This window comes from Microbulbifer sp. ALW1 (genome assembly GCF_009903625.1).
Lineage (GTDB): Bacteria > Pseudomonadota > Gammaproteobacteria > Pseudomonadales > Cellvibrionaceae > Microbulbifer.
Genome location: NZ_CP047569.1, coordinates 3,766,677 through 3,782,863 on the forward strand (window position 1 = coordinate 3,766,677; position 16,187 = coordinate 3,782,863).

The window sequence follows — 16,187 nt, forward strand, 5'->3', positions numbered from 1 at the left end:
TCGTTGCCCAATGTGCAAGGCACCCACTGCTCCCTGGTTGATGCGCGCTTTTGAGATTTACAGCGAGCGCAAAAACGCAATCAGTTCGGCTCGCTGTCCGGCCGCAAGTGCTCGATAACCCGCCTGACTGTTTGCGGCCTCCCCACCGTGCCAGAGAATTGCCTCCTCAATGGTGCGCGCCCGACCGTCGTGCAATAGATTTGTGTGTCCGCTGACCGCCTCCAGCATGCCGAGCCCCCAAAGTGGCGGCGTGCGCCATTCGCGATTGAGCTCCGGCGACGCGGTCAGACTGTCAGCCAGCTCCTCGCCCATGTCGTGCAGCAGTAAATCGGTGTAGGGACGTATGGTATTGCCGCGCAATTCAGGAAGATCATGGCGGTAACCGGTGTCCATGGAAGGTCGATGACATGCTGCACAACCCAAGCTGCTGAAGTGCTGCTGGCCGGCGATAACGGCTGGCTGATTCACTTCATCGGGACGACGGGACGGCGCGCCCAGTGCCTGCAGATACACAACCATTTCCTGCAAGAGCAGATCACTCAGTTCCACCCCCTGCCCGGCGTTTTGCTGGCATGCAGTTTGCTGGGCACCACAGGCGGGGCTTGGCAGTACAGATGTGGTAACACCAATATCGGCGCTGAGTGCTTCCGCGGTGAAATCCAGCAGGCTTGAGGAGGTCGCTTTCCAGCCAAAGCGACCTATCTGTCGCTCACCGGCGGACGGGGAATCCACAATATTTGCGCGACCGGAAATACCATCACCGTTTGCGTCATCCGGGTCCTGCCAGGCCAGAATTTCACTTTCCGGCACCGCTTCCAATAGGCCCAGACCGGTAATGCTTTGCGGCATGCGCGGTGAAAGAAATGGCACAGTGCCGCCGGCGGCGTCACTCACTGCGACGGTGTAATGAGGCTCCTGCAGGGTGTACGCAGTGCCATCGTTAAAGGTACCGTTTTTTGTGGAGTAGTTGACGACAACGTTCGCCTCCGCGGGAATGGCCGGGTTCAGCGACGTTCCCTGTAGGGCACTGCCAAAGTAGCTGTGCGCTTCAGGTTTGCCCAATTCATCGAAATAACCGTTACCGATTTTGGTCACCAGAGTATCCAGCGGTTGATTATTTTGGGGGGCAATGCCGCGACCGTTATTGATGTGGCAACCGAAGCAGGAGTTTTTCACCAGCAGTCCATCTGCCAGGTTCGCCAGTTCGGGGAAATCGGGATTGCCCGCTTCCTCGTGAACGCCGCTGTCAAAACGCGTATGAAATACCCGGCGTCCCTGCATAAATACATTGTGCGTATCCCACTGGGTATTCAGCCCCTCCCGCATATACGTTGTCCAGTCCGCTACGCCGCTGTCCACGACATAGTTATCGTACACATCGATGCCATCGAGAATGGGGAAGGTCACTAGCTCGCCAGAAGGATTGGCCTTTTGCGTCCACTTGCCATTAGCGGCCACCTTGTAAGTGACGGTATTGTCGGTATTCACGCTAATGACTTCCGCCGCGGGTACCGCATCGCCCGCTCGAACATAAGGCGCCGACGCCCGTCCCCCACTGCGAAGCTGTGCATCCAGTACTTCATCGTTCACAATGAACAGGCCCGGCTGACCGAGCTTTATCCGATAGGTATCGGTGTAGTACACGGCCTGCCCACGCACGTTCGGGTCACCCTCAAAGCGTCCCAGAAACTGTTGCAGCTCAAACTCCATCCACTCGCCCACCCGCATGACACCGTCGTCACCGATGTGCGCATCCCGCTGGATGCGGCAAACCCAGCGTTCACCGGTCCCGTCTGCCGCCGCTTGCTGCAGTTTTTCATCCATGCCGGCATTGTTGTTGAAGTCTGCACGCCACTCATTGCTGTAGGAGGAGCGGCACCCGGGCGGCACATAGTTCGCGTACTCGGGGTGGTAAAAAACCTCCACCAGGTTCTCACCGGCCGGGGTGTGATCGTGAATCTCGATCTCGAAGGTGCGGTGTTCAAAATAATGGGTGGGGAAGGTATAGAAAATATCTTCCGATTCGTGTCGTGAGCGCGCGCGTCCGCTGGCCAGGGTCACGATGGTGCCGTCCGCTTCGACACGCCATTCCTGTGAACTTTCCGGTGTGTAGACCGTGTCGTACAGGGTGTTATAAGTGAGGTTTGAAAAGTCTGGAGGCGGCAGATTTGAGGGCAGATCAACCTCCGGTGGCGGATCGATATCACCCGCGTGCGCAAAGACCTGGAATTCCCAAATCGAATAGCCCCAGTCATTGCCATCGCTGCGCTCGGCGCCGTACATCCTCACATAGCGGTAGTTACCACTGACTACCAACGCATCGGTACGACTGCCAAACTCGCCATCGCTAATGGTTTGCAGCGTGTCCCAGTTGGCCCCGTCCACGGAACCCTGTATATCATAGCGCTTGGCATTTGCCGCTTCCCAATCCAACACCACCTGAGACAGTGGGTAGCTATCGCCCAGATCTACCGCGATCCAGGAAGGGTCGACAGCGTGATCACTCTCCCAGCGTGTCCCGCCGTTACCATCGATCGCTTGGGACGCATCCCCTGAACTGGCACTGGCACTCCCGAGCAGCGCGATATTGTCATCGGCTGGGGCATCAACAATCGCCGTACCCTCCACTTCCATTTCCCAGATCGAATAGCCCCAGGCATTTTCTGCACTGCGCTGTAAGGCATTCATGCGCACATAGCGGTAGTTACCTGTCAACGGTAGAACATCCGTCCGGTTGCCGAATACACCACCGGTAAAGCTTGCTATCTGGTTCCAGTTCACGCCATTGGTGCTGCCTTCGATGGTGTAATTCGAAGCATTCGCCGCCTCCCAATAAATGGTTGCGCTCTCCAGTTGGAAGGTATCCGCGAGGTCCACGGTCAGGCTACTCGGGTCCACCTGGTGTGCGCTTTCCCAGCGGGTATTCTGGTTTCCATCAAAGGCCAATGATGCCGACTGAATTTCGCTAGTCGCCGAAGCGGCTTTGTTTAAAGTGAGAATCTCCGCAGCCAGGACTGGCCACGAAAAGATGGAACAGAGAGAAGCAACAGCCACAAGCCGCCCCGCGAGGGCACCCTGAAGGTGTCGCGTAGTTTTGATTTTCCTCATCACGCATTTCCTGTTTATCGCTGATTATTTTTATATTTCATCAGTCATGTCCGGCGACTTCGTTCGCCCGGGAAACTGCGGGAATAAATTAATGCGCTTCGGATTGAGAGGGATATCCCATGTTGAAATCATCGGGAATCGGGAGAGAAAGAAGTATTTACCCGCCAGATTCGGACCTGACGCACATAAGACAGTAGAAATACAGGCCGTAAATCCTGCTCACTTCACCACGAAGGCAAAAGTGGGAAGCGTTATTTGAAGGGTTGATGGCAACTTACAGTATATGGAGTCTATTAACGCGCTATCGCCAGGGATTCCGTAAGCCACCCGCAAAGATCACATTAACTTGCAGCCATCACATAAGCGAACTTGAATTAAATAGAGGGCTGATATGACCAAATGACGGATATCGGTGGGGTCACAGGACGCTCCGTCTGTTCGGCCAGGCAGCCCCGTATGATGTTTCCAGGAAGACGCCATGTCTCGGGCCATGCCGCTTTACGCCTACAAAATGGGGATAGATACCCACCAGGAACCACTGGTTTATATGCGGGCCGACTGCGCCATCTGTCGCGCAGAGGGCTATACCGCCAATACGCGACTGCAGATCAACGCCAACTCCCACACTCTGATCGCCACGCTCAACACGGTGGCGGAAGAAATCCTGCCCCACGGTAGCATTGGTTTTTCCGACAGCGCCTGGGCATTCCTGTCACTGACACACGGGCAATCGGTAACGGTAGGCCATGTCCCCCAGGTTCATTCGTTGAGTGCGCTGCGCAAAAAAATCTATGGTCATTCGCTGGAAGCGGACGAAATCAACAGCATTATTCGCGACATCAACCTGCGTCTGTATTCCGACATTGAAATCGCCGGATTTATTTCCGCTTGCGCCGGCGGCCGTCTCACCGCCTCGGAAACAACTGCGCTGACCCGAGCCATGGCACAAGTGGGCAACCAGCTGCACTGGCCCGAGCACGAACGAGTCTTCGACAAACACTGTATCGGCGGACTGCCGGGAAATCGCACCACGCCGATTGTGGTATCCATTGTCAGCGCTGCCGGGCTGATCATTCCGAAAACGTCCTCCCGCGCCATCACATCGCCCGCGGGCACCGCCGATACCATGGCGGTACTGACCAACGTTGACCTTCCACTGAACCAATTGCGCAGCGTCATCACGCGCACCGGCGCCTGCCTGATCGCCGGTGGCGAGATGGGCCTCAGCCCGACGGATGATTTTCTGATCCGTATCGAGCGCGCGCTGGATCTCGATAGCGAAGGCCAACTTGTCGCCTCGGTTCTGTCCAAGAAAATGGCCGCCGGCTCCACCCATATCCTGATCGATATGCCGGTCGGTAAAACAGCAAAGGTGCGCAGTCAGGATCAGGCCAACGTTTTGGCGGAGCTCTTCCAGAGTGTCGCTGAGGCACTCGGTTTGACGGTGAGATGCGTGATGACCGACGGCACCCAGCCCATTGGAAACGGTATTGGTCCAGCGGAAGAAGCCCGGGATGTTTTGAGCGTGCTGCGCAATGCACGTAACGCCCCGCCGGATCTCGAAAACCGTGCGGTGTATCTCGCGGGGCAGCTATTATCGATGGCAACCGGTGCCGATGAAGCAGAAGCCATGCAACAGGCGCGAGAGATTCTCCGCTCAGGGCAAGCCTGGACACAGTTCCGTGCCATTTGCGAGGCCCAGGGGGGACTCCACGAACTACCGATCGCCAGTCATCACACGGAATTACGCAGCGAATGCGCAGGGCTGCTGCACAGTATGGATAACCGGCGCCTGGCACATCTGGCAAAGGTCGCTGGCGCGCCCTCCTCACCGGAAGCTGGTTTGCGTTTGCATGCGAAAGTGGGAGACAGGATCGAGGCGCGGCAGCCTCTCGCCACCCTGTACGCATCGACGTTGGGTGAGCTGACGTACGCCCGGGATTATTTTCACCAGAACCGGGACCTGTTTGAAATTTCCGGCTCCGCAGATACCAAAGGATCTGAGGAGCGGCAGTCATGAGCCCGCCCCTGGTGTTTACACTGGAAAATGGACTGCCGCTTAACACACCCCTGCGACAGGCTATTTGCGCGGACTCCGGAGTAATCGAATATCGAAGATTTCCCGATGGCGAGAGCTACCTCCGTATTCTGACCGCTATAACCGGGCGGCACTGTATTTTGTTGGCCAATCTGTGCAGACCCGACGATAAGTTCCTGCCGTTGCTGTACCTTGCACAGGGGCTGCACTTTCAGGGCGCCGCAAGCGTGGGACTGGTCGCGCCCTACCTCAGCTATATGCGGCAAGACAAAGCGTTTTTGCCCGGCGAAGTGGTGACTTCTCGAATTTTTGCCGAAACACTGTCTGCCAGTGTCGACTGGGTTGTGACGGTAGACCCACACCTGCATCGCATTCACAGTCTCGATGAAATTTACTCCATTCCCACACGGGCGCTTTCCGGAACACCCGCGCTGAAAAGCTGGCTCGACAGGCAACATCACCCTCTTCTACTGGTCGGTCCCGACGAGGAAAGCCGGCAGTGGGTCGCCGCGCTTGCCGAAGCCACAAATGCCCCATTTATCATCGGTAGAAAGCAACGCCGCGGCGATCGAGAAGTACGTGTGGAGCTGCCCAAGGATAGCCGTATTGCTTGTAACACAGCGGTTATTGTCGACGATGTTATTTCCAGCGGACACACGGTCCTGCAAACTCTGGCAGCGTTAAAAATGGCCGGCGCCCCGCGCGTAATCTGTGCCTCAGTGCATGGTATTTTTGCCGAAAGCGCCGATCAAAAAATCCTGCGAGCCGGCGCCGAGCTTCTCGTCACAAGCAACAGCATTCCGGGTAAACATTGTGCCATTGACCTTGCGCCAGTGATTGCACCAGCAATTGAGGAATTGATCACACCCCCAGCCGGGACACCTCAGAGTGCAAGAGGGCAATTACCATGAACATCACATTTCTGGGAGGAGCGGGTACCGTTACCGGGTCGAAACACCTGGTGTCGATCGACCGAGGAAAAACCGAATTCCTGGTGGATTGCGGCCTGTTCCAGGGGTACAAATGGCTGCGTGAGCGCAACTGGGAAGCCCCGATGTTCGACTACCGTCGAATCGCCGGTATCGTGCTCACCCACGCCCATCTGGATCACTCGGGTTATATACCGAGGCTTTACGCCATGGGATACCGTGGGCCAGTGTACTGCCATCACGCGACCATGGATCTGTGCTCCATCCTGCTGCCGGATGCCGGGCGTATTCAGGAAGAAGATGCCCACTACTATCACCGCCACAAACTCGGGAAGCACGCGCACCCGGAGCCGCTCTACACCGGGGAGACCGCCGAGCGCTGCCTGGAACTGTTTCAGCCCGTAGCCTTTGACCAACCATTTCATATCGGCAGTGCACAATTACATTTTCAGCCGGCAGGCCATATCCTGGGTGCCGGGTGCGCGATCATGGATGCAGAAGGCAAGCGTGTCGGGTTTTCAGGTGATGTCGGGCGCGCCAATGACCTGATCATGTATCCGCCGAGGCCGCTACCGGAGCTCGACCTGTTACTGATGGAGTCGACCTATGGCGATCGCCGCCATCCGCAGATCGATCACAAAGTACAACTGGCCGAGATAGTGAACCGGGTCGTCGCACGCGGTGGTGTACTGCTGATTCCCAGCTTTGCGGTGGGCCGCGCCCAGACATTGCAGTTTTTGCTGCTTTCGTTAATGCGCGAGAAAAAGATCCCCAAACTTCCGATCATCCTCGACAGCCCCATGGCCATAGACGCGTCGGAAATCTACTCGCGCTATCCGGAGCAACACCGCCTCAGCGCCGAGAATTGCACCTTTATGTGCGCGGGAATTCAGTACACCCGTAGTGTTGATCAGTCCAAAGCACTGGAGAATATCCAGTATCCCCATATCATCATTGCCGGCAGTGGTATGGCGACCGGTGGCCGTATTTTGCACCATATGAAACGACTATTGCCGGATCATCGGGCGGCGCTGCTGTTTACCGGGTATCAGGCAGGCGGTACTCGCGGTGCGCGGATGCTGGCCGGCTCAAGCAGTGTAAAGATCCATGGGGAATATGTACCCTGCAAGGCGCAGGTTGAAGTGCTCGAGGGCTTGTCCGCCCACGCCGATTATGTGGAACTCGGCGAATGGCTACTGGGCTCAAACCTGAAAGCGGATACGCAGATCATGCTGGTACACGGCGAACCGGATGCGGCCGATTGCCTGCGACTTTACCTGCAGGACCATACACCGTTCCGGGTGGCGGTTGCCGGCTATCGCAATATTTATCGTCTGTAATTGCAGCAATGGAACGGCAGAAACAACAACGATAGAAACATCGATAGAAACATCGATAGAAACAACAATTGAAACAACAACCGTAAAAACAACAACGGCAACCGAAGTTGCCGTTGTTGTTTTGGGCTCGTGCCAATATTGCGACAGGCAGCCATTATCAGCCGGTTACATTGCCGTAACTCATCAACCGCTGGTAACGCTTCTCCAGCAAATCATCCAGCGGTGTCGCGGTCAGCTTGTCCAGTTGCTCAGATAGACGATCCCGCAAACGTGCGGCCATCAGGTCCGGGTCGCGATGGGCACCACCGAGCGGCTCAGGAATCGTTTCATCCACGATACCCAGCTCTTCCAGCACGCTGGAAGTCACCCCCATGGCCTCGGCTGCCAGCGGCGCCTTTTCCACGGTTTTCCAGATAATGTTGGCGCAACCTTCCGGGGAAATCACAAAGTAGGTGGAGTACTGCAGCATGTTCAGCTGATCGCCCACGCCAATAGCCAGTGCGCCACCGGAAGAACCTTCACCGATCACGGTGCAGATGATCGGCGTACGCAGACGCGACATCACTGCCAGGTTCTTGGCAATCGCCTCGGAAATGCCGCGCTCTTCACTGTCGATACCCGGATAGGCCCCGGGAGTGTCGATCAGCGTCAGAACCGGCATTTTGAAACGCTCAGCCATTTCCATGATGCGCTGGGCCTTGCGGTAGCCCTCGGGCTTGGGCATACCGAAGTTGCGCTTCACTTTTTCATTAACGGAACGACCCTTCTCTTCGCCGATCACGGCCACCGGGCGGCCTTCGAGACGACCGATACCAGCGATGATTGCCTGGTCGTCGCCAAAGTGACGGTCGCCGTGCAACTCATCCCAGTCAGTGAAGATACGCTCGATGTAATCTTTTGCGTAGGGGCGTTGCGGATGCCGCGCTACCTGAACGATCTGCCACGGCGACAGGTCGGAGTAGATGGATTCAGTGAGCTTCTCGCTCTTTTCCCGCAGGCGGGTGATCTCTTCAGCGATGTTGAGCTCGTTGTCGTCGCCCACATGCTGCAATTCCTTGATCTTGCTTTCCAGTTCCGCAATTGGCTGTTCAAACTCGAGAAAACTGAAGTTCATTTATATCGCGCCTTGATAATTCTGTGGGCCCGCCCAAAAAGTTGAAAAATGCGACCGAAAATCCCCGATCAGTCGCAAACAGGCCCGTCTACTGAAAATGGCGGCTAGCTTACCGGGATAGAACCACTCAGTCGAGTGCACACCTCACTTACTGCCGAGAAGTGTAGTTGAGCTGCACCCGCTCCCGGCCAATCACCTCCCGCAGGGACTGGATCAGCTGGTCATTTGGCTCCACTTTCCACTCATCCGCGAGACGGAAGACACCGCGGGCGTCGCTGCGCTCCACTTCCACGTGAATCGGGCAATTGCCCCCCACGTAGGGGCGCAGGCAGGCGCTCAGACGCTGTCCCATTTTGGGCAGCGCCTGGGCACTGTCCAGCTTCAGGGTCACCCCAACCACGCTGCCACTGCGCAGGTCATCCAGAGTCGACACGCTGTTGACACTCATTTTGAGGCCACCACTGTAGTCGTCGTGGGAAATGGAGCCCTCCAGTACCAGCAGGGAGTCCTTCACCAGTTTTTCCCGGTGCTCGCCGAACGCTTCACTGAACACCGCCGCCTCGATCCGCGCACTGCGGTCGTCCAGGCTGACAATCGCCATAGAATCGCCGCGCTTGGTTTTCATCACCCGCATACCCACAACCAGGCCGGCCACCTTCTGGTTTTCCCGGCCGGGCTTCAGGTCGGCGATACGCGCTTTCACCAGGTGTTTCAGTTCTTCTTCGTACTCGTCGATGGGGTGGCCGGTCAGGTACAGACCGAGGGTATTTTTCTCCCCTTCCAACCGCTCGCGAATCCCCCAGGGGCGCGCATTGCGGAAATCTTCGTACACATCGCCATCACTGGCCGAGCGCACCACTTCGCCAAACAGGTCCATCATGCCGGCGCTGTCGTTCTTGCTCTGCTGCTCGGCGGATTTCACCGCTTCATCGAGGGCGTTGAACAACACGGCGCGGGAGTAGTCCAGACCGTCAGCACTGGAGGTGTCCGGGCCAATGCTGTCCAGGGCACCGGAGCGCACCAGGGCTTCCAGCGCACGCTTGTTCACCTTGCGCGGATCGATCCGCGAGCAGAAGTCGAACAGGTCCTTGAAGGGCCCGTTTTTTTCCCGCTCACTGATGATGTTATCGATCGGACCTTCACCCAAGCCTTTAATCGCACCAAGACCGTAGATGATGCGGTTGTCGCCATTCGCGGAGACAGGCACCGAGAACTGGTAGTTACCGAGGTTCACGTCCGGCGGTACCAGGTCGAGCTTCATCGCCCGGCATTCCTCGATAAAGGTCACCACCTTGTCGGTCTTGTCCATGTCCGAAGACATGGTGGCCGCCATAAACTGCGCCGGGTAGTGGGCCTTCAGCCAGGCGGTCTGGTAGGACACCAGGGCGTATGCCGCGGAGTGGGATTTGTTGAAACCATAGCCCGCGAACTTTTCCACCAGGTCGAAGATTTTCATCGCCAGATCGGGATCGACGCCCTCCGACTTGGCGCCCTCCTCGAAGGTACTGCGCTGCTTGGCCATTTCCTCGGGCTTTTTCTTACCCATGGCCCGGCGCAGCATGTCGGCGCCGCCGAGGGTGTAGCCCGCGAGCTCCTGGGCGATCTGCATTACCTGTTCCTGGTAAACAATAACGCCGTAGGTGGGCTCGAGAATCGGTTTCAGCTTTTCGTGCTGGTACTTGGCATCCGGGTAGGCCACCTGGGCGCGGCCGTGTTTCCGGTTGATGAAGTCGTCCACCATGCCCGACTGCAGCGGGCCCGGACGGAACAGGGCCACCAGGGCGATCATGTCCTCGAGGTTGTCCGGCTGCAGGCGTTTGATCAGGTCCTTCATACCGCGGGATTCCAGCTGGAATACCGCGGTGGTCTCGGCGCGCTTGATCAGCTTGAAGGTTTCCACATCGTCCAGCGGCAGCGCTTCAATCACCAGCGGCTCTTTGCCCTCCAGTGCGCGCTGCTCATCCACCATCGCCTTGGCCCAGTCAATGATGGTCAGGGTGCGCAGGCCGAGGAAGTCGAACTTCACCAGACCCGCGTCTTCCACGTCGTTCTTGTCAAACTGGGTGACCAGACCCGCACCGGTTTCGTCACAATACAGCGGTGCAAAGTCGGTCAGTTTGGTGGGGGCGATAACCACACCACCCGCGTGCTTACCCACGTTCCGCGCCACGCCTTCCAGCTGCAGCGCCATCTCCCAGATTTCCTGGCCTTCCTCGTCGTTCTCCAGGAACTCGCGCAGAATATCTTCCTGCTCGAACGCCTTCATCAGGGTCATCCCCGGATCCGGCGGAATCATTTTCGAGAGCTTGTCCGCAAGGCCGTAGGACTTACCCTGCACCCGCGCCACATCCCGCACCACCGCCTTCGCGGCCATGGTACCGAAGGTAATAATCTGGCTCACCGCGTTACGGCCGTAGTTATCGGCCACGTAACTGATTACCCGGTCGCGCTTCTCCATACAGAAGTCAACGTCGAAGTCGGGCATGGATACCCGTTCCGGGTTCAGGAATCGTTCGAACAGCAGGTCGTACTGCAGCGGATCCAGGTCGGTAATTTTTTGCGAGTAGGCAATCAGCGAGCCCGCACCGGAGCCCCGCCCCGGTCCTACCGGGATATCGTGATCCTTGGCCCACTGGATAAAGTCCATCACGATCAGGAAGTAGCCCGGGAACCCCATCTGGATAACGATATCCAGCTCAAAGCGCAGGCGATCCTCGTACTCTTTCTTGCGCGCCTCATAATCCGGCGCGGATTTATCCAGGATAAATTCCAAGCGCTCGTAGAGGCCCTCGAAAGAAATTTTTTCGAAGAATTCGTTCTCCGTCATTCCCTCGGGGATCGGGAACTGGGGCAGGAAATATTTACCCAACTGAATCGGCGAGGAACAGCGGCGGGCAATTTCCACCGTGTTTTCCACGGCTTCCGGAAGATCCTTGAACAGCTCCAGCATCTCTTCCGGTGTGCGCAGATACTGTTCGGCAGAATAACGGCGCTCGCGACGGGGATCATCCAACGCCCGTCCTTCGCGGATACAAACCCGCACCTCGTGCGCGTCAAACTCACTGTCTTCCAGGAAGCGCACATCGTTGGTGGCCACCACCGGCAGGTTCAGTTTGCCGGCAAGATTCACCGCCGCGTGCAGGTACTCTTCATCCCCGGGGCGACCGGTACGCTGCAATTCCAGGTAATAACGATTCGGGAAAATCCGCTCCCACTCTTGGGCCAGGGTTTCCGCCTGCGCAGTGCGCCCGGCGATCAGTGCCCGCCCGACGTCGCCGTACTTGGCACCGGACAGCATCAAAACACCTGCCGATGCCTCCTCAATCCAGGACCGCTCGACGAACGCATGACCGTGGTACTGTCCTTCCATCCAGGCGCGGGAAATCAGCTCGGTAATATTGCGATAACCCACTTCGTTCATCGCGTAGAGGGTCAGCAGCGTCGGGTGCTCCTCACCCCCTTCCCGCAACCAGAAGTCGGCACCGGTGATCGGCTTGATGCCCGCGCCCATACACGCGCGGTAAAACTTTACCTGGGCGTAGAAGTTGGTCTGGTCGGTAATGGAGACCGCCGGCATTTCCAGCTCGGCAACGCGGCCAATTAACGGCTTGATCCGCACCAGGCCGTCAATCAGGGAGTATTCGGAGTGAATTCTTAAATGTACGAAAGGTTGGGTCATATTCTGTTCTATTTAATTTGGCCCGGAGCTATTTGCAGTTATTTGGATTCGAGTTTTGATCCGGGTACCCAATAATTTCTATCGAAGTAATACGGTCGATACGCAGGTGGAGCACCGCCACAGAAACAAATTCAGTCGGACCACCAAACCCGCCGCAATTTCACCGCGCGATCCTGGCAATTCTGCAGGACCTGCTTCTTCTCCGCGTTAGACATCCGCCCCCACTGACTGATCTCAGTCCCGGTGCGAAAGCAGCCCTCGCAAATATCCTCGCGATTCAACGCACACACCGACACACAGGGGGATTTCACAGGGAATTCAAAGGCAGGATCGGGTTCCTGATACTTCACCCGACTCCAATCGCTCTCAGTCATCGCACTCGCTACCGTTAACACCGTCAACCGGCACCAGCTCTTCCGAAAACCGCTTGCCATTGGCCACATAGATATCGCTGCTCGCCTTCAGCAGCTCAAAGGTCGATTCGTCCAGCGTTTTCACCACCTTGCCCGGGCTGCCCAGCACCAGGGAATAGTCCGGGATCTGCGCATTTTCCGTTACCAGCGCATTGGCACCGATGATGCAGCATTTGCCTACTTTGGCTCCGTTCAGCACTACCGCATTCATGCCCACCAGCGAGTAATCGCCAATCTGGCATCCATGCAGGGTCACCTTGTGCCCCACGGTCACACCGGTGCCCACCGTCAGCGGCAGGCCCGGATCCGTATGCAGCACCGAGCCGTCCTGGATATTCGACCGCTCACCGATGGTGATCAGGTCGTTGTCGCCCCGGATCACCACGTTGAACCACACAGAGCTGTGGGACTGCATCAACACATTGCCCACTACCCGGGCGCCCGGCGCCACATAGTGCCCCTCGCCTTCCAGCTGTGGCTGTTTATCGCCCAATCTGTACAGCATTCGGCCTCCGCTCAGGATCTTGGATGGGTGGAAATCAGCCGGGCATTATCCCGCCCAAGGCCCCCGATTGCCACCCCGGATCCCCTGCGAAAATGACCTGACCGGGCAGACAGATCAGCCGATCAGAGCCCCCTCCAACACCAGCAACCGGGCCTTCATCTCCAGCCCGCCGGCATAACCGGTCAGGGTGCCGTCGGCGCCGATCACCCGGTGGCAGGGAACCACAATAGACAACGGGTTGGCACCATTGGCACGCGCCACCGCGCGCACTGCTTTCGGGTTGCCAATCGCCTCTGCCAGCTCCCGGTAACTGCGGGTCTCGCCGTAGGGAATTGCGCACAGGGCCCGCCATACGGACTGCTGGAAAGGCGTTCCCGCCGCGTCCAGGGGCAGATCAAAGGACTGCCGTTCACCGGCAAAGTAGGCTGCCAACTGATCTGAAGCAGCATCGGTCAGATGGTTGGCACCCCGCTGCCAATCCTCCTTCACCGCCAGTGGCCGCTTGCCCGCCTGCAGGTCGATCCCCACCAACCCAGTATCGCTCGCCGCGATACCCAGCTCGCCAAAAACACTGGGGTAAATTTCATATCGGATCATGTTGACGATCTCTTTTCCGAATTCAATTTGAGCGACTGCCACAGCAGCAGTGCGGCATAGGCCCGCCAAGGGCGCCAGGATTCGGCGCGGGTAAGTGCCTGCTTGGGTGTCGCCTTGCGCTCGCTATCGCCGAGGGCGATCAGAATCCCCAGGTCCGATGCGGGAAAGGCGTCGGGCATCGAGAGGCCCCGCATCGCGGTGTAATGGGCGGTCCAGTCACCGATGCCCGGCAGCGCCGTCATCTGAGCACAGAACCTTTCCAGATCCGGCTCATCGAAATCGACCTCACCGGTCAGGGTTGCAGCGACCAGGGTTCGCAATGTCTGCGCGCGGGTGCGGGTCACACCGATATCAGAGAAATCGGCATCGCGGAGCTGTTCTGCGGTGGGAAACAGCAGCAATTGTCCTTCCGGTCCGGGGAAGTAGTCGCCATACCGGCTGGCCACACGCCCGGCAATGGTGGTGGCCGCCGCAACCGAAATCTGCTGGCCGAGAATGGCACGCAGCGTGTATTCGAAAGGATCCCAGGCCCCCGGCAGGCGCACGCCGGGGCTTTTTTCCAGAACGCTTTTCAGCAATGGATCCATCTGCAGGTGCCCGCGAATTTCATCGCTGTCGGCATCCAGGTCAAACAATCGCCGCAGCTTTTCCCGCAGTGGATAGAGCACCGCTCCGCACCCCTCGCCAAATACCCGGACGCGCAAGCGTCCCTTGTCCGGCTCGTGGGCCACCCGCAAAAAACCGCGCTGACCTAGCAGCTGGAAACTGCGCTGGTACTCGCCCTGCTCCGGATCATCCGCGGCAATCACCTGTTCCACCCCCGATAGGGTACGCGCCGCAAAAAATGCCAGTAATGCGGGCCAATCAAACGGGGGGCGATAGCTCAGGTACATGGTCACCTGGGCCGGGCTACCCGCCTGCCGATTTTGGCTGCGCTTTTCAGGGTGCTCTTCCCGACGTACATCCGAGGGCGTGCGCCGATAGATCTCGCGGAAAACACCATTGAAGCGGCGCAGGCTATTGAACCCCGCAGCAAAGGCGATATCACCAATGGGCAGGCTGGTATCCCGCAGCAGGCTGAACGCAAACAGGGCGCGCTCGGTTTGCCACACCTGCAGCGGACTGAGACCAATGTGTTCGGCAAAGAGTTTGCGCAGGTAGCGGCTGCTAATACCCAAACGATCGGCCAGCTGCTCTATGGACTGAGCCTCCCGTTCCCGCCGCATCAAGTTCAGGGCGCGCTGCACCGTGGTCGACACCAGCCCCCAGGCAGGGCTGCCAGGAGCCGCATCCGGGCGGCAGCGCAAACAGGGCCGGTAACCCGCGGCAGCGGCTTCCGCTGCAGTGGCGAAGTACTCCACGTTCTTTTCCAGCGGCGCGCGCGCAGGACAGATGGGACGGCAGAAAATACCCGTGGTCTTCACCGCGGTATAGAAGCGGCCATCGAATCGCTTGTCGCGGGCGAGCCGGGCGGTGTGGCAAAGTTCAGGGTCCGGTTGCACAGTCAGTTCACTGGTTGAATTCATGGGTACCAGTTTATGGGGAGGGGATGATTGAGACTAGTCAGATTCGGAACTGACTAGCGGGCAACGATCCTGGCAGTATTCCGGGCTCCACCCCGGGACAGTGACTGCCACCAGATTCAGCGCCTTTCCCGCCAAAAAACCGGATTGCTTGACACCGATCTGCAATTGCCCCACCCTAAACCTACCTTTCGGTAGGTAGATAACGCATTCGGTGCCCTATGACAAACACGCCAACCTCAAAACTCGACACCCGAGAGCAGCTACTCGACAGCGCGCAATTGCTGATTCAGCAGGCTTCCTACGACGGCTTCAGTTTCCGCGATCTGGCGGAACAAGTGGGTATCCGCAAGCCGAGTATTTACCATCACTTCCCGTCCAAAGAGGCACTGGCAGTCGCCATGCTGGAGCGGGCTCGGGAGGGAATTGCGCGCTGGTCGCAGTCGAAGGCGGGGTTGGCACCGGTAAAGCGACTCGAGGCCTACTGCTTCGATTTCTATCTCGGCTGGCTGGGCGCCGGTACCCGGCTCTGCCCGGCCGGCGCCTTCTCGTCCAGCTGGGGTAGCCTACCGGATAGCTTGCAGCGGGCGGTCAAAGCGGTCTTTCACGCGCAGCACCAGTTTCTCGAATCGGCGTTTGAAGCCGGGATTGCCGACGGCAGCATCGATAGCCAGCACGGCTCGGCTTCTGACCTGGCAGAGTGGCTGATAGCCGCGGTGCAGGGCGCGCTGGTTACCGCCCGTATCAACCTGCCATCGGAATCCGGCAGTAAAAAATCCGCCGAGGCCACCTTTACCCGGATCTGTGAGCAGACACTGGGGTACCTTCGCCAACAGTAGGGACAAACGACAGGTACAAACAAAAAGGTACAAACAACAGGCACGAAAACTTGACGCCGCGCGCGCAGTAATCACTGCGCTTTTTTTCACCCCACGAAACTA

The 16,187-nt window shown here is 58.0% G+C and carries 11 protein-coding genes; 4 read left to right on the forward strand and 7 right to left on the reverse strand.

The features are described 5' to 3' along the window. Positions 1-57: 57 nt before the first annotated feature. Complete coding sequence (locus GRX76_RS15585; RefSeq protein ID WP_160154150.1) at positions 58-3,108, reverse strand: di-heme oxidoredictase family protein; 3,051 nt, start codon at positions 3,106-3,108, stop codon at positions 58-60. 478 nt (positions 3,109-3,586) lie between these two features. Between GRX76_RS15585 and GRX76_RS15590 the strand changes: the two genes are divergently transcribed. From GRX76_RS15590 to GRX76_RS15600, 3 genes are read left to right on the forward strand one after another with little or no spacing between them, the layout of a single operon-like run. Beyond that, the gene (locus tag GRX76_RS15590) at positions 3,587-5,128 is read left to right on the forward strand and encodes a thymidine phosphorylase family protein (protein ID WP_160154151.1); all 1,542 of its coding nucleotides are present in this window, start codon (positions 3,587-3,589) and stop codon (positions 5,126-5,128) included. Then, entirely contained in the window at positions 5,125-6,057 is a 933-nt protein-coding gene (locus GRX76_RS15595) for a ribose-phosphate diphosphokinase (RefSeq protein ID WP_160154152.1), read from the forward strand. The genes GRX76_RS15590 and GRX76_RS15595 overlap by 4 nt, the downstream gene beginning before the upstream one ends. Beyond that, on the forward strand, positions 6,054-7,415 hold the full coding sequence (locus GRX76_RS15600) for an MBL fold metallo-hydrolase RNA specificity domain-containing protein (protein WP_160154153.1): 1,362 nt from the start codon (positions 6,054-6,056) through the stop codon (positions 7,413-7,415). Before GRX76_RS15595 ends, GRX76_RS15600 begins: the two co-directional genes overlap by 4 nt. A 157-nt stretch (positions 7,416-7,572) precedes the next feature. Here GRX76_RS15600 and GRX76_RS15605 read toward each other — a convergent pair whose 3' ends face one another. The 6 genes from GRX76_RS15605 to GRX76_RS15630 all read right to left on the reverse strand — a co-directional run bounded on the left by GRX76_RS15605 (position 7,573) and on the right by GRX76_RS15630 (position 15,249). Further along, positions 7,573-8,529 (reverse strand): acetyl-CoA carboxylase carboxyltransferase subunit alpha, encoded by a 957-nt coding sequence (locus tag GRX76_RS15605; protein ID WP_160154154.1) that lies wholly within the window; start codon positions 8,527-8,529, stop codon positions 7,573-7,575. A gap of 148 nt (positions 8,530-8,677) precedes the next feature. Beyond that, positions 8,678-12,208, reverse strand: coding sequence for a DNA polymerase III subunit alpha (gene dnaE / locus GRX76_RS15610; RefSeq protein WP_160154155.1), 3,531 nt, complete (start codon positions 12,206-12,208; stop codon positions 8,678-8,680). A gap of 131 nt (positions 12,209-12,339) precedes the next feature. Next, positions 12,340-12,651: a DUF1289 domain-containing protein gene (locus GRX76_RS15615; RefSeq protein WP_370463929.1), complete on the reverse strand. Its 312-nt coding sequence runs from the start codon at positions 12,649-12,651 to the stop codon at positions 12,340-12,342. After that, positions 12,575-13,126: a gamma carbonic anhydrase family protein gene (locus GRX76_RS15620; RefSeq protein WP_160154157.1), complete on the reverse strand. Its 552-nt coding sequence runs from the start codon at positions 13,124-13,126 to the stop codon at positions 12,575-12,577. Before GRX76_RS15620 ends, GRX76_RS15615 begins: the two co-directional genes overlap by 77 nt. A 114-nt stretch (positions 13,127-13,240) precedes the next feature. After that, positions 13,241-13,723: a methylated-DNA--[protein]-cysteine S-methyltransferase gene (locus GRX76_RS15625; protein WP_160154158.1), complete on the reverse strand. Its 483-nt coding sequence runs from the start codon at positions 13,721-13,723 to the stop codon at positions 13,241-13,243. Continuing rightward, positions 13,720-15,249: a DNA-3-methyladenine glycosylase 2 gene (locus GRX76_RS15630; protein WP_236250408.1), complete on the reverse strand. Its 1,530-nt coding sequence runs from the start codon at positions 15,247-15,249 to the stop codon at positions 13,720-13,722. Before GRX76_RS15630 ends, GRX76_RS15625 begins: the two co-directional genes overlap by 4 nt. 218 nt (positions 15,250-15,467) lie before the next feature. Between GRX76_RS15630 and GRX76_RS15635 the strand changes: the two genes are divergently transcribed. Beyond that, positions 15,468-16,085: a TetR/AcrR family transcriptional regulator gene (locus tag GRX76_RS15635; protein WP_160154159.1), complete on the forward strand. Its 618-nt coding sequence runs from the start codon at positions 15,468-15,470 to the stop codon at positions 16,083-16,085. The last annotated feature ends 102 nt before the right edge of the window (positions 16,086-16,187 follow it).